Annotated in this window: 14 protein-coding genes and 1 pseudogene; 9 read left to right on the forward strand and 6 right to left on the reverse strand. The window is 70.7% G+C overall.

Going from position 1 to position 15,259, the window contains the following annotated elements; genetic code table 11:
• Positions 1-112 precede the first annotated feature (112 nt).
• Positions 113-754, reverse strand: a complete 642-nt coding sequence (locus ACIQVI_RS04845; RefSeq protein ID WP_403591090.1) for a helix-turn-helix domain-containing protein — start codon at positions 752-754, stop codon at positions 113-115.
• A 326-nt stretch (positions 755-1,080) separates the two neighbouring features.
• Between ACIQVI_RS04845 and ACIQVI_RS04850 the strand changes: the two genes are divergently transcribed.
• A complete protein-coding gene (locus tag ACIQVI_RS04850; RefSeq protein ID WP_403591093.1) occupies positions 1,081-2,316 on the forward strand; it encodes a PucR family transcriptional regulator in 1,236 nt (411 codons plus the stop codon).
• A 225-nt stretch (positions 2,317-2,541) separates the two neighbouring features.
• On the opposite strand, the gene ACIQVI_RS04855 is transcribed toward ACIQVI_RS04850, so the two are convergent.
• Together ACIQVI_RS04855 and ACIQVI_RS04860 are read right to left on the reverse strand one after the other, a co-directional pair.
• The gene (locus ACIQVI_RS04855) at positions 2,542-2,772 is read right to left on the reverse strand and encodes a transposase (protein ID WP_403591096.1); all 231 of its coding nucleotides are present in this window, start codon (positions 2,770-2,772) and stop codon (positions 2,542-2,544) included.
• A gap of 47 nt (positions 2,773-2,819) precedes the next feature.
• Positions 2,820-3,074 (reverse strand): annotated as a pseudogene (locus tag ACIQVI_RS04860) (transposase); the annotation flags it as partial.
• Between the two features lie 629 nt (positions 3,075-3,703).
• On the opposite strand from ACIQVI_RS04860, the gene ACIQVI_RS04865 reads away from it, so the two are divergent.
• The 4 genes from ACIQVI_RS04865 to ACIQVI_RS04880 are packed head-to-tail and all read left to right on the forward strand — an operon-like array spanning position 3,704 to position 7,482.
• Positions 3,704-4,705 (forward strand): isopenicillin N synthase family dioxygenase, encoded by a 1,002-nt coding sequence (locus tag ACIQVI_RS04865; RefSeq protein WP_403591099.1) that lies wholly within the window; start codon positions 3,704-3,706, stop codon positions 4,703-4,705.
• Positions 4,706-4,746: 41 nt separating this feature from the next.
• The gene (locus ACIQVI_RS04870; protein WP_351971036.1) at positions 4,747-5,487 is read left to right on the forward strand and encodes an SDR family oxidoreductase; all 741 of its coding nucleotides are present in this window, start codon (positions 4,747-4,749) and stop codon (positions 5,485-5,487) included.
• A gap of 23 nt (positions 5,488-5,510) precedes the next feature.
• Positions 5,511-6,509, forward strand: a complete 999-nt coding sequence (locus ACIQVI_RS04875; protein ID WP_403591102.1) for a TauD/TfdA family dioxygenase — start codon at positions 5,511-5,513, stop codon at positions 6,507-6,509.
• Complete coding sequence (locus ACIQVI_RS04880; protein WP_403591105.1) at positions 6,487-7,482, forward strand: DMT family transporter; 996 nt, start codon at positions 6,487-6,489, stop codon at positions 7,480-7,482. Before ACIQVI_RS04875 ends, ACIQVI_RS04880 begins: the two co-directional genes overlap by 23 nt.
• A 341-nt stretch (positions 7,483-7,823) precedes the next feature.
• On the opposite strand, the gene ACIQVI_RS04885 is transcribed toward ACIQVI_RS04880, so the two are convergent.
• The 3 genes from ACIQVI_RS04885 to ACIQVI_RS04895 form a co-directional block, all read right to left on the reverse strand.
• Positions 7,824-8,738 carry a TIGR03619 family F420-dependent LLM class oxidoreductase gene (locus ACIQVI_RS04885; RefSeq protein WP_351973070.1) on the reverse strand — a complete coding sequence of 305 codons (915 nt, stop codon included), beginning with the start codon at positions 8,736-8,738 and terminating at the stop codon, positions 7,824-7,826.
• Between the two features lie 11 nt (positions 8,739-8,749).
• The gene (locus ACIQVI_RS04890) at positions 8,750-9,994 is read right to left on the reverse strand and encodes an acyltransferase family protein (RefSeq protein WP_403591108.1); all 1,245 of its coding nucleotides are present in this window, start codon (positions 9,992-9,994) and stop codon (positions 8,750-8,752) included.
• A 77-nt stretch (positions 9,995-10,071) separates the two neighbouring features.
• Positions 10,072-11,274: an MFS transporter gene (locus ACIQVI_RS04895; RefSeq protein WP_403591110.1), complete on the reverse strand. Its 1,203-nt coding sequence runs from the start codon at positions 11,272-11,274 to the stop codon at positions 10,072-10,074.
• Between the two features lie 265 nt (positions 11,275-11,539).
• On the opposite strand from ACIQVI_RS04895, the gene ACIQVI_RS04900 reads away from it, so the two are divergent.
• Genes ACIQVI_RS04900 through ACIQVI_RS04915 form a run of 4 tightly spaced genes read left to right on the forward strand, consistent with a single transcriptional unit; the run spans position 11,540 to position 15,229 of the window.
• Positions 11,540-12,820, forward strand: coding sequence for a sedoheptulose 7-phosphate cyclase (locus ACIQVI_RS04900; RefSeq protein ID WP_351973073.1), 1,281 nt, complete (start codon positions 11,540-11,542; stop codon positions 12,818-12,820).
• Positions 12,817-13,659 carry a cupin domain-containing protein gene (locus tag ACIQVI_RS04905; RefSeq protein WP_403591115.1) on the forward strand — a complete coding sequence of 281 codons (843 nt, stop codon included), beginning with the start codon at positions 12,817-12,819 and terminating at the stop codon, positions 13,657-13,659. The genes ACIQVI_RS04900 and ACIQVI_RS04905 overlap by 4 nt, the downstream gene beginning before the upstream one ends.
• Positions 13,656-14,093, forward strand: coding sequence for a cupin domain-containing protein (locus tag ACIQVI_RS04910; protein ID WP_351973075.1), 438 nt, complete (start codon positions 13,656-13,658; stop codon positions 14,091-14,093). The genes ACIQVI_RS04905 and ACIQVI_RS04910 overlap by 4 nt, the downstream gene beginning before the upstream one ends.
• A complete protein-coding gene (locus ACIQVI_RS04915) occupies positions 14,090-15,229 on the forward strand; it encodes a zinc-binding dehydrogenase (protein ID WP_403591118.1) in 1,140 nt (379 codons plus the stop codon). Before ACIQVI_RS04910 ends, ACIQVI_RS04915 begins: the two co-directional genes overlap by 4 nt.
• Positions 15,230-15,259 lie beyond the last annotated feature (30 nt).

The raw sequence follows: 15,259 nt of genomic DNA on the forward strand, positions 1-15,259 counted from the left end.
CGTGACGGCGCGGTGTGAGAGCGCCACCCGCTAGGACAAGACCGCCGAACCTCGCGGAGCAGCCGTCGCCCCCGCACCACTGCTGATGGGGGCCGGCGTTCGACGCCAGGATCTAGGGCCTGTCCGGCGGACCCTCGTCGGGTAGGCCCTGGGCGGGTCCTCGCGCGGCGCGCGGCAAGGGAGGCGACAGGACCCAGAGGACCTCGCTCACCGTCGTACCCGGGTTGTCGAACCGGTGAAGCGTCTGCCCGGAGAACGAGGTGGACGCCCCCGCCGACAGCATCCGGGTCTCGCCCCCGACGATCAGACGGGTCGAGCCGCTCAGCCCCATCGCGAAGATCGTGGCGGTGTCGAGCCGATAGGGGCCTCCGGTGCCCCCGCCCGGCTCGATCACGGAACGGAAGACCTGGAACGCCGTGGTGCCGGCGGGCGTGAGCAGGTACTCGGCCACGCCCTCACCGCCCATGTCGATCCGGCTTCCCCCGTCCACGACCTGCTCGTCGGGGTACGCGAACAGCTCCCCCACCCCGATCCGCAGCACTTCGCAGACGCGCAGCAACGTCGGGACGGACACGCTGGTGAGCCCACGCTCCAACTGGCTCAGAAAGCCCTTGGTGACCTCCGCCCCGTGCGCGACCTCCGTCAACGACAACCCGCGGTCGACCCTGATCTTCCGCAGCCGCGCGCCTGTGGGCGCTTCGAGGGCGGCGCCCCTTTCCGCTCCCTCTGCTGTCCCGCCGTCACCGATGGACATGGTGTGCTCACCGCCCGTCCCGAGGCCGAGGTCGTGTGCCCGTCAGGTGACGGGCCGACCCGGACGAGTCCTCTCCGTGACACGAGGCTAAGACATGCCCAGCGGGGGCGGTCGGCGCGCCCCTGCGGAGAGGGAGGGGGCGACGGCGCCGAGCCCCTTGTGGCGCCGGTGAGGGCGTGGTAAACCTGCCGCCGTTTAGTAGTGGTAAACAGCGGCCGAGGGTCCGCGCCTTCGCCGTCGGCCAGGCCGCCGACGGGCCCTTCATCGGTCCGGGACACGGCATGTCGGGAGCCTCGGCTCCCCGAGAGCAGAGGGACACTGAGAACATGGAAGAGCTGTGGCCCCCGCCCTCCCGCGAGGTCGCCGATGCGATCAGGTCACTGTGCCAGCGCCTGCTGACGGAAACGGACGCCTTGGCCGATGCCTTCGCAAGGCCCTCTCTCGTCGCCCAGAACGATCCCGCCCTCCTGGCGGACGCCTCGCTGATCGAGGAGGACCGCGCGCTCAACCGCTCTGAGCTGGTCCAATGGTTGACCGCAAACGTTCAGCAACCGGGGCGGAGGGTAGAGCCCTACGTCAGTCCCAGGACCACGGCGTACATCAACGATCTCGTCTCCCGGGGCATCGCGCCCGACTTCGCCGGTGCCTGGCGCGTGGCCCTGGGGATCGGCTGGCGGCGATGGCTCGAGGAATGCGTGGCGGACTGCGCGGACCCCGATCTTCTCGTGGGGGTCCTGGACGTGACGGCGCAGTCGCTGGTGCAGTACGCCCTCGACTCCGTCGCGGCCCTGCGGCAAGCCGGACTCGCCGCGGCGATGGCGAACACGGATGCCGAGGGGGTCGCACTGATCCAGCTGATCGCCAGTGGGGCACCGATGGCGGAGGACCTCGCCGAAGGACGCCTGCGCTACCGGATGGCGCGGTGGCACGTGGGTCTCGTCCTCTGGGTCGACGATCCCGGGGAGGCCGACGCCCTGGACGAGGCGATCGCCGCCGTGCGCTCCTCCGCCGGCGGCCGGAGCGCCCTGGTGGCGCGCGCCAGCGCCACGTCGCGGTGGATCTGGCTCTCCGGGGAAGTCGTCCCGGACCTTCACCCCGTGGAGAAGGACCTCGCGGCGGCCGACGAGGTCCGCGCGGCGGTGGGCAGGCCGGGACGCGGCCTCGACGGATTCCGCTCCAGCCACCAGGACGCCCTCGCGGCGCAGGCGCTGGTGATCCGGCTGGGTTCCGACCGGCGGTTCACCGCCTACGCCGACGTCGAGCTGATCGACGCGCTCACGAAGGACCGGTCCGGCGCCCGCCGGTTCGTCATCAACACCCTCGGGCCGTTGGCCGAAGCCGACACGACGCTGCGGCAGGCGCTGCTCACCTATGTGCAGTGCGGCTTCAGTACCACCCGGGCGGCCGCCGACCTCTACGCGCACCGCAACACCGTCGAACGCCGGGTCTCACGCGCCAACGAGCTCTCGGCCGTCAAGGTGGAGGACAACCCGACCCATGTGGCGGCGGCGCTCCTGGTGCTGGACATCGCGCCTGACATCGTGACGACCGCTCCGAACTGATCCCGCACCACGGGGTCGTGGTGCCGGGCCGCGGCTACGGTGCCATCGGACAGGCCGCGTTCCCGCTGACGGCCGCCGCGCCCGGACCTTCGGCCCGCCTCCTGTCCGGTGCTTGGGACCGAGGGTCTGCTGGGTGTGAAAGGAGGCATGTCGAGCCTCGTCTTTGGGCTTGTGCGTCAGGGTTCGCTCGGATCGATGCCGACCCGTCGCTCCGGACAGGCCGAACTACGTAGAAGGCAGCTGCTGTCGGGGACAACCCGACATGGCCGCGAACACGATTGCGGCCGGCACCTCCCGGACCCCGTGCCGACGTCGGCCACCCCTCTGAGGCCGGGCCGGCGCCTCTGGCACCACCGGCTGGAACAACTTCCACGACTCGTCGGGCACCAGCAGCTCAACGCTCATCACACGCTCGGGCGCCGCCGGTCGGCGGATGAGGAACCCGCCGCTGCTCATGCGGCGGGGCGGAAGACGACAGCGGTGCCCAGAGCGACGTCAGCAGGGTTGACCGGCTCGTCGGGGTTCAACTCGGGCGAGTACGTCGACGGGAAGCGCGGCTCGATGTCGCAGGGGTGGGCGGCGAGCCGTTCCAGGAAGCGGCGCATCACCTCGGCGGTGGAGCCCTCGACGAAGACCGTGAAGTGCATCCGACCCTTGGTGCTGATCGCCGACATCGCGTTCACCGAGAACCGGTTTCCACTCCGCAGTACCACGGGAGTCTTCCCCTTCTCTCCCCAGGCGCGGCCGGTGACCTGGTCGCCCACGTAACGCGGCTCCGGCACCCCGGGCCGGGACCACGGAACGAGCGCCGTCGGCGCGATCCCCATCCAGGAGACGGAGAAGTCACCGCTCCTCCGGCCTGTCCTACGCCGAGTCGAGCCTTGTGCAGTGGTGCGGTGCCACCGTGACCCGTATGCCGTCCGGCGCGAAGAGACGGGTGCCCGGCCCGTTGGAGTCGGCTCGCCTGATGTCAGGTAAATGCCTCGAAGGACGCACCCAGGGACCGTACAGGTGCTTCTCAGGGTTCCCGCACGTACAAGGAAAAGCGACCTCGGCCGTTCGAGTCCGGTGACTCGTGACTCGATAGTGAGGCTCGATGCCGGCCGGGCCTTGGACGAAGGGCGTGCGAGGGCGTAACCGGACGGTAACCAAACAGACTTGGCCATGTGATGACGGTCACTCCCGGGAGGGCCGGATGAGGCCACGCTGTCTGATTTCCCGTTGCCGACAGTGGGGGATATTCGAACAAAGTGAAGCCTCGTTGTTCGATGCTCAATCATTACGCCGTGTACGACCGTAAATGGAAGATTGAGTTCCTCTCCGTGCTCCACCACACTCTCGGTCGGCAAGACCTGTCCGAAAGCATGAAGCTCGGGGGAGCCCTCACATGGCGATTCACTCCATCCCGGTCATCAGCTACGAAGAAATAATTTCCGGGGACGTGACACCCACACACGTCCTGGAAACCCTGGCTGAAACCGGATACTTCTATCTCTCCGACCTCGACAAGGTCATCTCTCCGCAGCTCTTCAAGGCGTTGCAGGACGTCTCGAAAAGCTTCTTCGACTCCTCGGTGGAGTCGAAGATGGAGTACTACATCGGTGATTCCGATCACCACCGCGGCTACGTCCCCGTCACTGAACAGGGCTCATACGGCGACGAATCCATCCGGGCCTACGAGGCCTTCGACATCGGCTACGAGACCGAGCCCCTGCCGCCGGACCGCAGCCTCGGGTTCGAACTCATCGGGCCGAACAGCTATCCCGCCGGCATCGACGGCATGGCCGCCACCGCGGAGGCCTACTACGCCGCCAACTTCACCATCTCCCGCCACATCCTGCGGCTCATCGCCCAGGGCGTCGGCGAGGGCGAGGAGTACTTCGACCGCTGGATCACCCGCCCCGCCTCGCAGCTGCGCCTGATCCACTACGTTCCCAACGACGTGCTCGTGAACAGCGGCGACACGTCCATGGGCGCGCACACGGACTACGAGCTCTTCACCCTCATCCACCAGACCTCGCCCGGTCTGCTGGCGTACGACCGTCCCACGAAGACCTGGCGGAACATGCCCGTCTTCAAGAACACCCTGCTCGTCCTCGGCGGCGACATGCTCCAGTTCCTCACCGGCGGAAAGGTGAAGTCCCTTCTGCACCGGGTGGTCACGACCGGCGAGGAGCGCTACAGCTTCCCCTTCTTCATGAATCTCGACTTCGAGACCGAACTGCGTGTCCTGCCGAAGTTCGGGGCGAGCGACGAGCGGATCACCGTGGGGCACCACCTCCTCGGCCAGCTCTACCGCGACTTCCCGTACATCAAGAGGCGCGTCGACTCCGGAAAGTGGCCCGTCGATTTCGCCATTCCGGACCGGAACGTCTTCGAGCAGCTGTGATCCGTTCCGACGCCACTTCCGAGACTCAGGGGATTTCTTCCATGCAGGGCATCAGAGGGAAAAGGGTGCTGGTCACCGGCGGCGCGAGCGGAATCGGCCAGGCCACCGTCCGCCGTTTCGTCGCGGAGGGCGCGCGCGTGGCGATCTTCGACCGTGACAAGCGCGCCATCGACGAAACGGTGGCGGCCATTCCGGAGATTGCCGCGGCGATCACCGTGGACGTCTCCGACGACGTCGCCGTGGCGGAGGCCTTCCAGGAGCTGGAGAAGACGTTTCCGCAGCTCGACGTAGTGATCAACAACGCCGGGATCAGCGTCCGGCACGACAGTTTCCGCTCCATCACGCCCGCCCAGTGGCGCGCCGTGGTCGACACCAACCTCAACGGGGTCTTCTACGTGGCGAGCGAGGCCGTCCGCCGCATGGACGAGGGTGTGATCGTCAACATGTCCTCGATCAACGGCCTCGCCGCGTTCCCGCACTACGCGGACTACAACGCCTCCAAGGCCGGCATCCTCGCGCTCTCGCGCACGATGGCCGTCGAACTCGCGCCCAGGATCCGGGTCCTCGCGCTCGCCCCCGGGGCCGTGCTCACGCCCATGCAGCGGGCCGAGTACACCGACGAGATGCTCGACGAGGTCAACGCCAACATCCCGCTCGGGCGCCACGCCGACCCCTCGGAGATCGGCGGCTTCCTCGTCTACCTGGCCTCCGACGAGGCACGCTTCATGACCGGTCAGCACTACATCGTCGACGGCGGCGAGACTGCGAGGGCAGCGCTGTGACCCGTACCACCACCCATGTCCCCATGCCGACCGTCGACATCTCCTCCTGGTCGGAGACGATCCGGCGTCATGCCGTACGCGCCAACCCCTACCGGGAGTTCGAGCGCACCGCCGCGCACGCCGAGGAGGCGCTCGCCTCCCTCGACCACGACGACGTCCGCGCCCTGCTCGCATTCAAGCGCAAGGGCGGGCCCGGCGGGCGGCTGCTGATACGCAACGGCGCGATCGACCCCGACCTCATGCCCACCACGGAGTCCACGGAGGACATCGAGAACGGAAAGGGCACCTACTACAGCGAGTTCACGCTGATCATGCTCGGCAAACTGCTCGGCGAGCCCTTCAGCTACAGCCAGGAGCGCAACGGCGCGATCATCCACAACGTGCGTCCGGCCAAGCACAACGAGACCAACATCTCCTCGGACAGCTCGGCGGTCATCCTCGACCTCCACAACGAGAACATCTACCACCCGGTCCAGCCCGACTACCTGATGCTCAGCGGGTTGCGCCGCGATCCGGCCGGGGTCGCCAAGACGCTCGTGATCGGCGCGGACGAGATCCTGCCGCTGCTCAGCGCGGAGGACGTCGACACGCTCTCCTCGTTCCAGTTCCGTACGAGCGTCGACTACAACTTCGGCAACAGCGACGCCGAGCGCGGCAACGGCCCCGCGATCCGGGTGCTCTTCGGCGACCCGGCCTCACCCATGATCGCGTACGACGACGAGTACATCGCCGGCACGAACCCCCGCGCCCAGGCGGCCCTGGACCGGCTGCGCGTGATCCTGCACGAGAACATGTACGCCGTCGACCTCGGGCCGGGCGAGACCCTGCTGCTCGACAACCTCAAGACCGTCCACGGCAGGACCGCCTTCACGGCACGCTACGACGGGACCGACCGCTGGCTGCAGCGGCTGCTGGTCTCGCGTGACCTGCGCCGCGCCGAGATGCTGCTCGGTGACACGCGGCGGACCGTGGAGTGGAACTACGAGCCCGGGAAGTTCTATGGCTACGTCGACTACCGATGACCCCGCCCTCCTCGCCGACCCCAGGGCGGAGAAGCGGCACGACCGGGTCGCCCTCCTCGCGATCTTCGCGATCCCGCTGATCTGGGGCATCGGCTTCCCGCTGACGCACAACGCCGTGGCCGTCGTCGACCCCGGCCTGTACGCCTTCGCCCGCTCCCTGGTCGCGACGGTCGCACTGCTGCCGTTCGCCCTGCCGGTCGCACTGCGGGCCAGTCGCAAGGCGGTCCTCGGCGGGCTCGTGCTCGGCCTGTTCAGCGCGCTCAACATCGTCAGCCAAAGCTATGCGCTGCACTACCTCTCCTCGGCCAGTACGGCGTTCTGCGTGACGATGTGCATCGTCTTCATCCCCTTCGTCTCGGCCGCGCTCGGCCAGGGCTGGCCGTCGAAGGTGGACCTCGCCTCGGTGGTCGTCGGTGTCGTCGGCGCGTTCATCGTGCTCGGACCCGACCTCGACGACATCTCTGTCGGCTACCTGTGGGGCGGGCTCGCCGCCTTCGCCATCGCCATGACCATCTCGATCATCGGCAAGCTGACCTCCGAGCCAGAGTCCGGGCAGGTCGACCGGCTGGCCCTGGGCTTCTTCCAGGTCCTGTTCGGCACGCTCGCCCTGCTGTACTTCCCGTTCCAGCGGGACCTCGCGCCGCTCACCGAGACCAAGGTGTGGATCGCGATCGTCTTCATGGGCGTCATGTCGACCGCCCTCGCGATCTACCTCCAGACCCGCTACCAGCGGCGCGTCGGCAGCGCGCGCACCTCGGTCATCTTCAACCTCGACCTGGTGTTCGCCAGCCTCTTCGGGCTGGTCAACCGCGAGTCGCTGAGCCTGTCGCAGATCTTCGGCGGCGCGGTCATCTTCCTCGCGTCGATGTTGGAGAGCCTGCGGGACATGTGGACGAAGGCCCGGTCGAAGAAGAAGACGGAGCCGGAGCCGGACCCCGTCGCGGCCGCCCCCCGCTCCGACGGCACTCTCTAGACGGTACGGAGGTTCGCCGCAGAGCCCGACGGGTTCCGCGGCGAACCCGTCGTCAGGGGGCCGCACGAGGGCCTCGGCCCGACGGACCCCACTCTCGCCTTCTCCACAGGAGGTGGCTTCGGCCGAGGGCGGAGGCGACATCGTGGGCCAACCGCCCGGTCTCCAGGCCGACGGGTGTGCCCTTCAGGACGACTGCCTCGGCCGGCACGCTTCGTGGCTCGATGCGTTCTCCCGGCCGGACGCCCGATCCATCGCCTTTGAGCCGGGTGTCGCGGCGCCCGGTTCTCGCTTGCGACCGCGGTCCGGGTCTCCGGAGGCGGGAGACCCGGACCGCGTCGGGGTCAGCGGAGGGATTCTCCGGTGGTGTCGATGACCGTGTTCGCCAGGTGTTCGAAGATCGCCCAGTCGTCCTTGGCGGGACGGCGGCGTCGGTGGTCGCCCAGTTCGGTGTTCAGGCCGACGTACTGGGCGCCCAGCTCCTGCAGGAAGAGCAGGTCGGAGTGGAGCTGTTCCAGGGTTCCCTGGCCCAGGCGCCGCAGGTGGCTCGGGACCGGCTTGTCGGTCAGGGCCAGGGGGATCGTCGGGCAGAAGGCCGGAGTGGGCCGGCCGGCCGCCGCCGCGTCGTCCGCCAGGGTTTTCAGGGCGGGTGCCAGTTCGGGGCCCTGCGGCCACATCGGGTGCCAGGCGTCGCCGTGGCGCGCCGCCCGGCGGACGGCCGCGCGGCTGTTGCCGCCCACCCAGACGGGCGGGTGGGGCGAGCGGGCCGGGCGGGGCGCGGTGTGGACGCCGTCGAAGTCCACGGTGGGCCCGTGGAAGCTCGCGACCTCCTCGGTCCAGAGCACGCGGAGGGCGCTCAGGTACTCGTCGGTGAGGGCCCCCCGCTTCTCGTAGGGCACGCCGAGCGCCTGGAAGGCTTGGTACGCCCAGCCGACCCCGACGCCCAGCACGAGCCGTCCGCCGGAGAGCTGGTCGAGGGAGGCGCTGATGCGGGCCAGTTGCAGCGGGTGGCGCTGCGGGGCGATGGCGACCCCGGTGCCCAGCTCGATGGTGCTGGTCTGGCCGGCGAGCCAGGCGAGGGTGGTGAACGAGTCGTAGAACGGCGCGGGGGAGCGGCTGTGGGCGTCGGAGGTCAGGGCGATGTGGTCGGAGACCGTCAGGAGGTGGTAGCCGAGCCGCTCGGCGGTCGTGGCCCAGCCCCGCAGCGTGTCCGGGTCGGTGCCGGAGCCGAAGTTGGGGAGGTTGATGCCGAATCGCATGGTGGGGCCTTTCAGCGGGCGGGTCTCGCCGGTGCGGGCGGTGCGGGGGCGTCGTCGTGCGGGCCGGGCTGCGGGGGGACGGCCACGACGGGCCTCCCGGCGGCCGGGCGGGTGGGCGGAGTGCCGCCGGAAGCGGTACGGGCGGGAGCCGGGCGGCGGCGCGCCTTCGCCCAGCGGCGCATCGCGGGGCGCTCCACGCCCACGTACAGCAGCCAGGCGAGGGCCAGGGCGAGCGCGGTGCACAGCGCGATCAGCGCGGCGCCGACGGGGAGGGAGAACTGCCGCTCCTCGCCCAGGAGTCGGCGGCCGTAGACCAGAATGGGCCAGTGGACCAGGTAGAAGGCGAACGAGATCTCGCCCAGCAGGGTGAGGGTCCGGCCGCGCAGCCACGTCTTCCGGTCCTCCACGTCGAGGTGGGCGAGGGCGGGTATGAGCAGGGCCAGGGGCACGACCGTCGCGGCGTTCAGGGCGTACAGCGCCGGCAGGTACAGCGAACCGGCGTAGCAGAGCGTGAAGAGCGCGATCAGCGGCAGCGGGCCGATGCCGATCCAGCGGCCCTCCAGGGCGATCCGGGCCATGACGATGCCCAGGACGAAGTCGAGCACCCGGGTGAGCGGGAAGATGTAGACCAGCCAGAAGCCCAGGGCGGGACCGGACTTGTCCGGCATCATCATGCTCGGTTCGGCCGGAAGGAGCGCGGTGACGACCGCCGGCAGGGCGATGATCACCGCGATCAGCGCTCCGGCGCACCACCACAGGCGGCGCGCGCCGATCCTGCCGATCCAGCGGTGCAGCAGCGGGAAGAGCAGGTAGAAGACCAGTTCGCAACCCAGTGACCAGCTCGGGTTGTTGACGCTGAAGTAGACCGACTCCTCGGGCACCCAGGACTGCAGCAGCAGCAGGTTGAGGACGGCGGTCGTGCCCGTGACGGCGGCCGCCGCGTACAGCGCCATCGTCACGGCGTACATGACCAGGTGGTTGGGGAACACCTTGACCAGGCGGCGGCGCCAGAAGGCGCCGACCGTGTCCGAGGGGCGGGCCGACCAGGTCAGGATGAAGCCGCTGAGGACGAAGAAGAAGGAGACCCCCACCCAGCCGGTCTTGCTGAAGACGGTGAACAGGCCCTCGGAGACGTCCTGGTCGGCGAAGGGCTTCATGATCGCCACGTGGAAGAGGAAGACCAGGAACGCGGCGAAGAAGCGGACGCCGGTGATGGAGGTCAGCCGGGGGCGGGAGGCGGTGTTCTCTCCGGTCATGACGCGCCTCCGGTCCGGTGCGGGGCGATCCGGGTCCGCGGCTCCGGCGCGGTGCGGTGGACGTGTCGCACGGCGGGTCAGCCGACCGTCGCCGTACGGGGACCGCCGGTGCTCCCGGCGGCCTCGGTGGCCTCCGCCTTCCGCTCGCGCCGGTCGCGGCGGAGCTCCAGCAGGCCGAGTACGAGTCCCAGGACGGTGACCGCGGCGCCGGCGACGGTGGTCCAGCGCACTCCGGCGGTGTCGACGACCCGTCCGCCGAGCCACGAGCCGCCCGCGTTGGCGAGCTGGAAGGCGGAGATGTTGACCGCGAGCGCGAGGGTGGGCGCACCGGCCGCGGCGCTCAGGATGCGGGTCTGGAGGCCGGGGATGATGGAGAAGGCCGCCGCTCCGAAGACGAAGACCAGGACCGCGGTCACGATCTGCGCCGACGCCGTGGCGCCGAACAGCAGCAGGATTCCGGTCAGCGCCGCGAGCAGCGCGCACAGGGCGGGCATCAGCGACCGGTCGGCCAGCTTGCCGCCGAGCACGGTGCCGACGACGGACCCCACGCCGAACACGATGAGCAGCACCGTCACGGCGCCCGTGGAGAAGTGGGTGACGTCGGTGAGCAGCGGGGCTATGTAGGTGAAGACGGTGCCGAAGCCGGCGCTGCCGAGCACGGTCATCGCGATGGCGATCTGGACGCGCCGGTTGCCGAGGACCTTCAGCTCGGACGCGGCTCCGCCGCCGGTCGCCGGCGCGGGGCGGACGACCGCGGCGACGAGGAGCGTGGCCAGCGTGGTGATGCCGGCGACGGCCCAGAAGGTGGCCCGCCAGCCGTGGCTCTCGCCGATGAAGGTGCCCAGCGGCACGCCCAGGACGGTGGCGAGGTTGAGCCCGAGCGACACCTTGGCCACCGCCGAGCCCGACTGGCCCTCGGGGACCATCGAGACAGCGAGCATGATGCCCACGGCGACGAACGTGCTGTGGACCAGGGCCGCGACGACGCGGGCGACGACCACCACCCAGTACTCGGGGGCGACCGCGGCGAGCACGTTGCCCGCGATGAAGACGCCCATGAGCAGCAGCATCAGGGTCTTCCGCTCGATGCGCGCGGTGGCGATGGTGACGATCGGTCCGCCGATGACGACGCCCAACGCGTAGGCCGTGACCAGGAGTCCGGCGGTGGGGATGTCGACCCCGAGGTCGCCGGAGAGGCCGGGCAGGATGCCGGCGATGACGTACTCGGAGGTGCCGACGCCGAAGACGCACAGCATCAGTGCGAAGAGGGGGAAGGGCATGGTGGTCCCTGGGATGTGAGAAGGGCCCGGCGGGCCGGTGCGGGGTGGGGACGGGTGGCGCTCACCGTAATGCACGGCGCATACATTTCAAAATACTTGACAAGTCATACATTGTGAATGAGTGTTTGTCGCGGCGGACCGATCGCCACGAGAACCGAACGCTCGAAGTGCCCCGAAGCCGCGGCGCGTCGAGCACCCGGACCCGGCCGGTCCCGTCGTCCGCCGCCCCCCCCTGCCGCCCTTCCTACGTACGAGGTGTGCTCCCATGACCCCTTCCGACGTTCTGCGGTCCCACGCCAGCGGGTCGCGGTCCAGTGACGGCGCCGCGCAGGAGCCGTCCGGGCTCTTCACCTTCAGCCAGCAGGTCGACTCCTGGGTCGTACGGACGGCCAAGCCCGTCAGTTACGAGATCCGCTTCGTCGACGACGTGCTCGACCCCTCCAGCACCGACCTCGTCGAGGCGGGCTCCCGGGGCGTCACGGGCACGGACACCGCCCCCGTGCGGCGCTTCGTCGTCGTCGACGCCCGCGTCGACCTGCTGCACGGCGACCGGATCCGCGCCTACTTCGACCACCACCGGGTGGAGCACCGGATCTGCGTGGTGCCGGCCGACGAGTCGGTCAAGGGCTTCGACACCGCGGCGCGCATCATCCGGGAGATCGACGACTTCGGCATCGCGCGCCGCCACGAGCCCGTCGTCGTCATCGGCGGCGGCGTCCTCATGGACATCGTCGGCCTGGTGAGCAGCCTCTACCGGCGGGGCACCCCGTTCGTCCGGGTCCCCACCACGCTCATCGGCCTGGTGGACGCCGGCGTCGGGGCCAAGACCGGCGTCAACTTCAACGGGCACAAGAACCGTCTGGGCACCTACTTCCCGGCCGACCTGACGCTCCTCGACCGCTGCTTCCTCAACACCCTCGACCGGCGGCACATCAGCAACGGCCTCGCGGAGATCCTCAAGATCGCGCTGATCAAGGACGGCGGCCTCTTCCAGCTCCTGGAACGCCACGGCGGCCTGCTGCTGGAGGAGAAGTTCCAGGGCCTGTCCTCCACCGGCGAACTGGCCGGGGCCGAAACCCTGCGCCGCGCCATCCACGGAATGCTCGAAGAGCTCCAGCCCAACCTCTGGGAGGCCCAGCTGGAGCGGGTCGTCGACTACGGCCACACCTTCAGCCCCACCGTCGAGATGCGCGCCCTGCCCGAACTGCTGCACGGCGAGGCCGTCTGCGTCGACATGGCCCTCACCACCGTCCTCGCCCAGCACCGAGGCATGGTGAGCGAGACCGACCGGGACCGGATCCTCGGCACCATGCGGGCCCTCGGACTGCCCAGCTGGAACGACCTGCTGACGGGGGAGATCCTCGCCGACGCCCTCCAGGACACCGTCCGCCACCGCGACGGACAGCAGCGCCTGCCGCTGCCCGTCGGCATCGGCGGGGCCACCTTCGTCAACGACGTGACCGCCCTGGAACTCGCCTCCGCCGTCGAGGACCTGCGCGCCCTCCAGGACGAGGGCCGGACCGCCGGGCGGGGGACCGCCCGATGACCACGGCCGTCACCGACACGGCGGCCGCCGGGGACACCGCGGCGACCGCCGGGGAGCCGCGGGGCGTCCTGCTGGCCGACGTCACCACCCCGGCGGACGTGCACGGCGTGCACGGCGCCGCCGGACTCTCGCACTGGAAGTGCCTGGCCGGGCGCCACGACCTGACCGGGGAGTGGGAGGCCGTCGAGTGGGCCAGCATCCCGCCCGGCGGCGTCAGCGGCGAACACCGGCACACCCGCACCGAGGAGCTGTACTTCCTGCTGTCCGGCGAAGGGGAGATGTACCTCGACGGCACCCCCCACGCCGTGTCCGCGGGCTCCCTGATCCTCACCGGCCTGGGCACCGTCCACGGCCTGGTGAACACCGGCACCACCCGGCTGGACTGGCTGGTCGCCGAGATCCGCTCCCCGCACACCAGCGGCGCCCTCCGGGGCCGCACCACGAACCCGTCCGGCGACGCCCCCCGCCGGCGGACGGAGGAAGAGGCCGACGTGAACGCCCGGATCCACCGGCTCGACGACGAGCAGCGCATCGACCCCACCACCTTCCTCACCGGGCCGCTGCGACTGATCGAGACCGTGACCGTCGCCGCCGGAGAGAGCCTCGACCTCGCCGCCACCGGGACCGAGCACACCGTCTTCGTCCTCTCCGGCAGCGGCACCGCCGTCTCCGGCGACAGCGAGGCACCGCTCGGCCCCGGGGTGTCGGTGACCCTGCCCCGGGGCACGTCCGCCCGGATCCGCGCGGACCACTCCGGCACCGCCGACGGCGCACCGGACGGGCTGCGCCTCTTCCACGCCGAGCTCTCCCTCACCACGGCCGCCGTGGAGGACGAGTGATCGTCACCGGAACCGGCACCCCCACCCGCGCCCTGGGGCCCGCCGGAGCAGCCGCGCCGACCTGGCGCTGCCTCGCGCGGCGCGGCATGTTGCACAGCGAGTGCGAGACCTTCGACCACGTGGTCCTGCCGCCGGGCCGGACCGGCCGCCACGACGACCCGGGCGTCGAGCAGGCCGTCCACGTCCTGCGGGGCACCGCGGAACTGCGGCTCGGCGGGACGGCCCGGCGGCTCGACGCGGACGACGTGGTGCTCGTCCCGGCCGGGACCGCGGCCCTCGTCGAGGCCGGACCCGACGGAGCGGAACTCCTCGTCCTGCGCGTCCTGTCGAAGGCCTCGCACACCGCGCTGCCGCCGCGCGTGCCCGAACTCCCCCCGCGCGAGCGCGCGATCGGAAACCCGGCCCCCGGGCCCCACCAGGAGCGTGCCGCATGACACAGGACAGCACGCGGGAGCGGACCCCGGCCGGCTGGCCGGCCGGCCTGATGCACGCCGCCGCCGTGGCCTCCCCGCACACCACCCGGCTCCTCAAGGTGCCGATACCCGACCCCGCCCCCGGCGAGGTGCTCGTGGCCCCGCTGCGCGTCGGCCTCTGCGGCACCGACCTGGAACTGCTGCACGGCACCGCGAGCTACGTGCGGGACGGCCGCGCCCCGTACCCCCACGTCTTCGGCCACGAATGGGTCGGCCGCGTGGTCGCGGTGGCGCCGGGCGCGACCGGTGCCACGGACGACCGGATCTCCGTCGGGGACCGGGTGGTCGGCCACACCATGATCAGCTGCGGCGACTGCCGGGCCTGCCACCGGGGGCGCCGCAACGAGTGCGGACGGCTGCGCGAGGTCGGGCTCTACGGACAGCAGGGCGCCGCCGCCCAGTACCTCAGGATGCCCGCCCACGCCCTCAGCGTCGTCCCCGAGGACGTCACGGACGAGGCGGCGATGCTCGTGGAGCCGGCCGTCACCGTCCTGGAGGGACTGCAACGGGTGCGCTGCGCCCCCGGCGACCGGGCGCTCGTCATCGGCACCGGCACCATCGGCCTGCTGGCCGTCCAGCTCACGGCGGGACTGGCCGGATCGGTCGAGGTCGTCGGCGTCGACGACTCCGGACTCGCCACGGCCCTGCGCATGGGCGCGCGCCGCGCCTTCCGGCCCGGCGAGGCCCCGGCCGGCCACTACGACGTCGTCGTCGAGGCGTCCGGCGCGACCAGCGCGTTCCACGAAGCGCTGCGCACCACCGGCGTCGGCGGCCGGATCGCCGCGGTCGGCGTCGCGACGGAGGCCGTGGACGGCGTCGACCTGGGCGACCTCGTCCTGCGGGGGATCACGGTGCACGGCATCCGGCACGGGCTCGACCAGTACGACCGCGTCCTCAAGCTCTTCGGGGACGGGGCCCTCACCCCGGACGGGATGATCGCCGGCGTCCTGCGGCTGGACCAGGTGGACGAGGCCTTCCGGCTGCTCCAGGACTCCGGGCGCACCGCGCCCAAGGTCGCGCTCGACCCGAGCGCCACCGCCGACGGCGAGGACGGCTTCCCGGCCGATCTGCCGGCACCGGCGCGGAACGCCGCCTGACGCGGAGCCCCGGTCCGTACCCGTACACCC

Source organism: Streptomyces sp. NPDC098101 (genome assembly GCF_044760185.1).
In the GTDB taxonomy this organism is placed as follows: Bacteria; Actinomycetota; Actinomycetes; order Streptomycetales; family Streptomycetaceae; genus Streptomyces.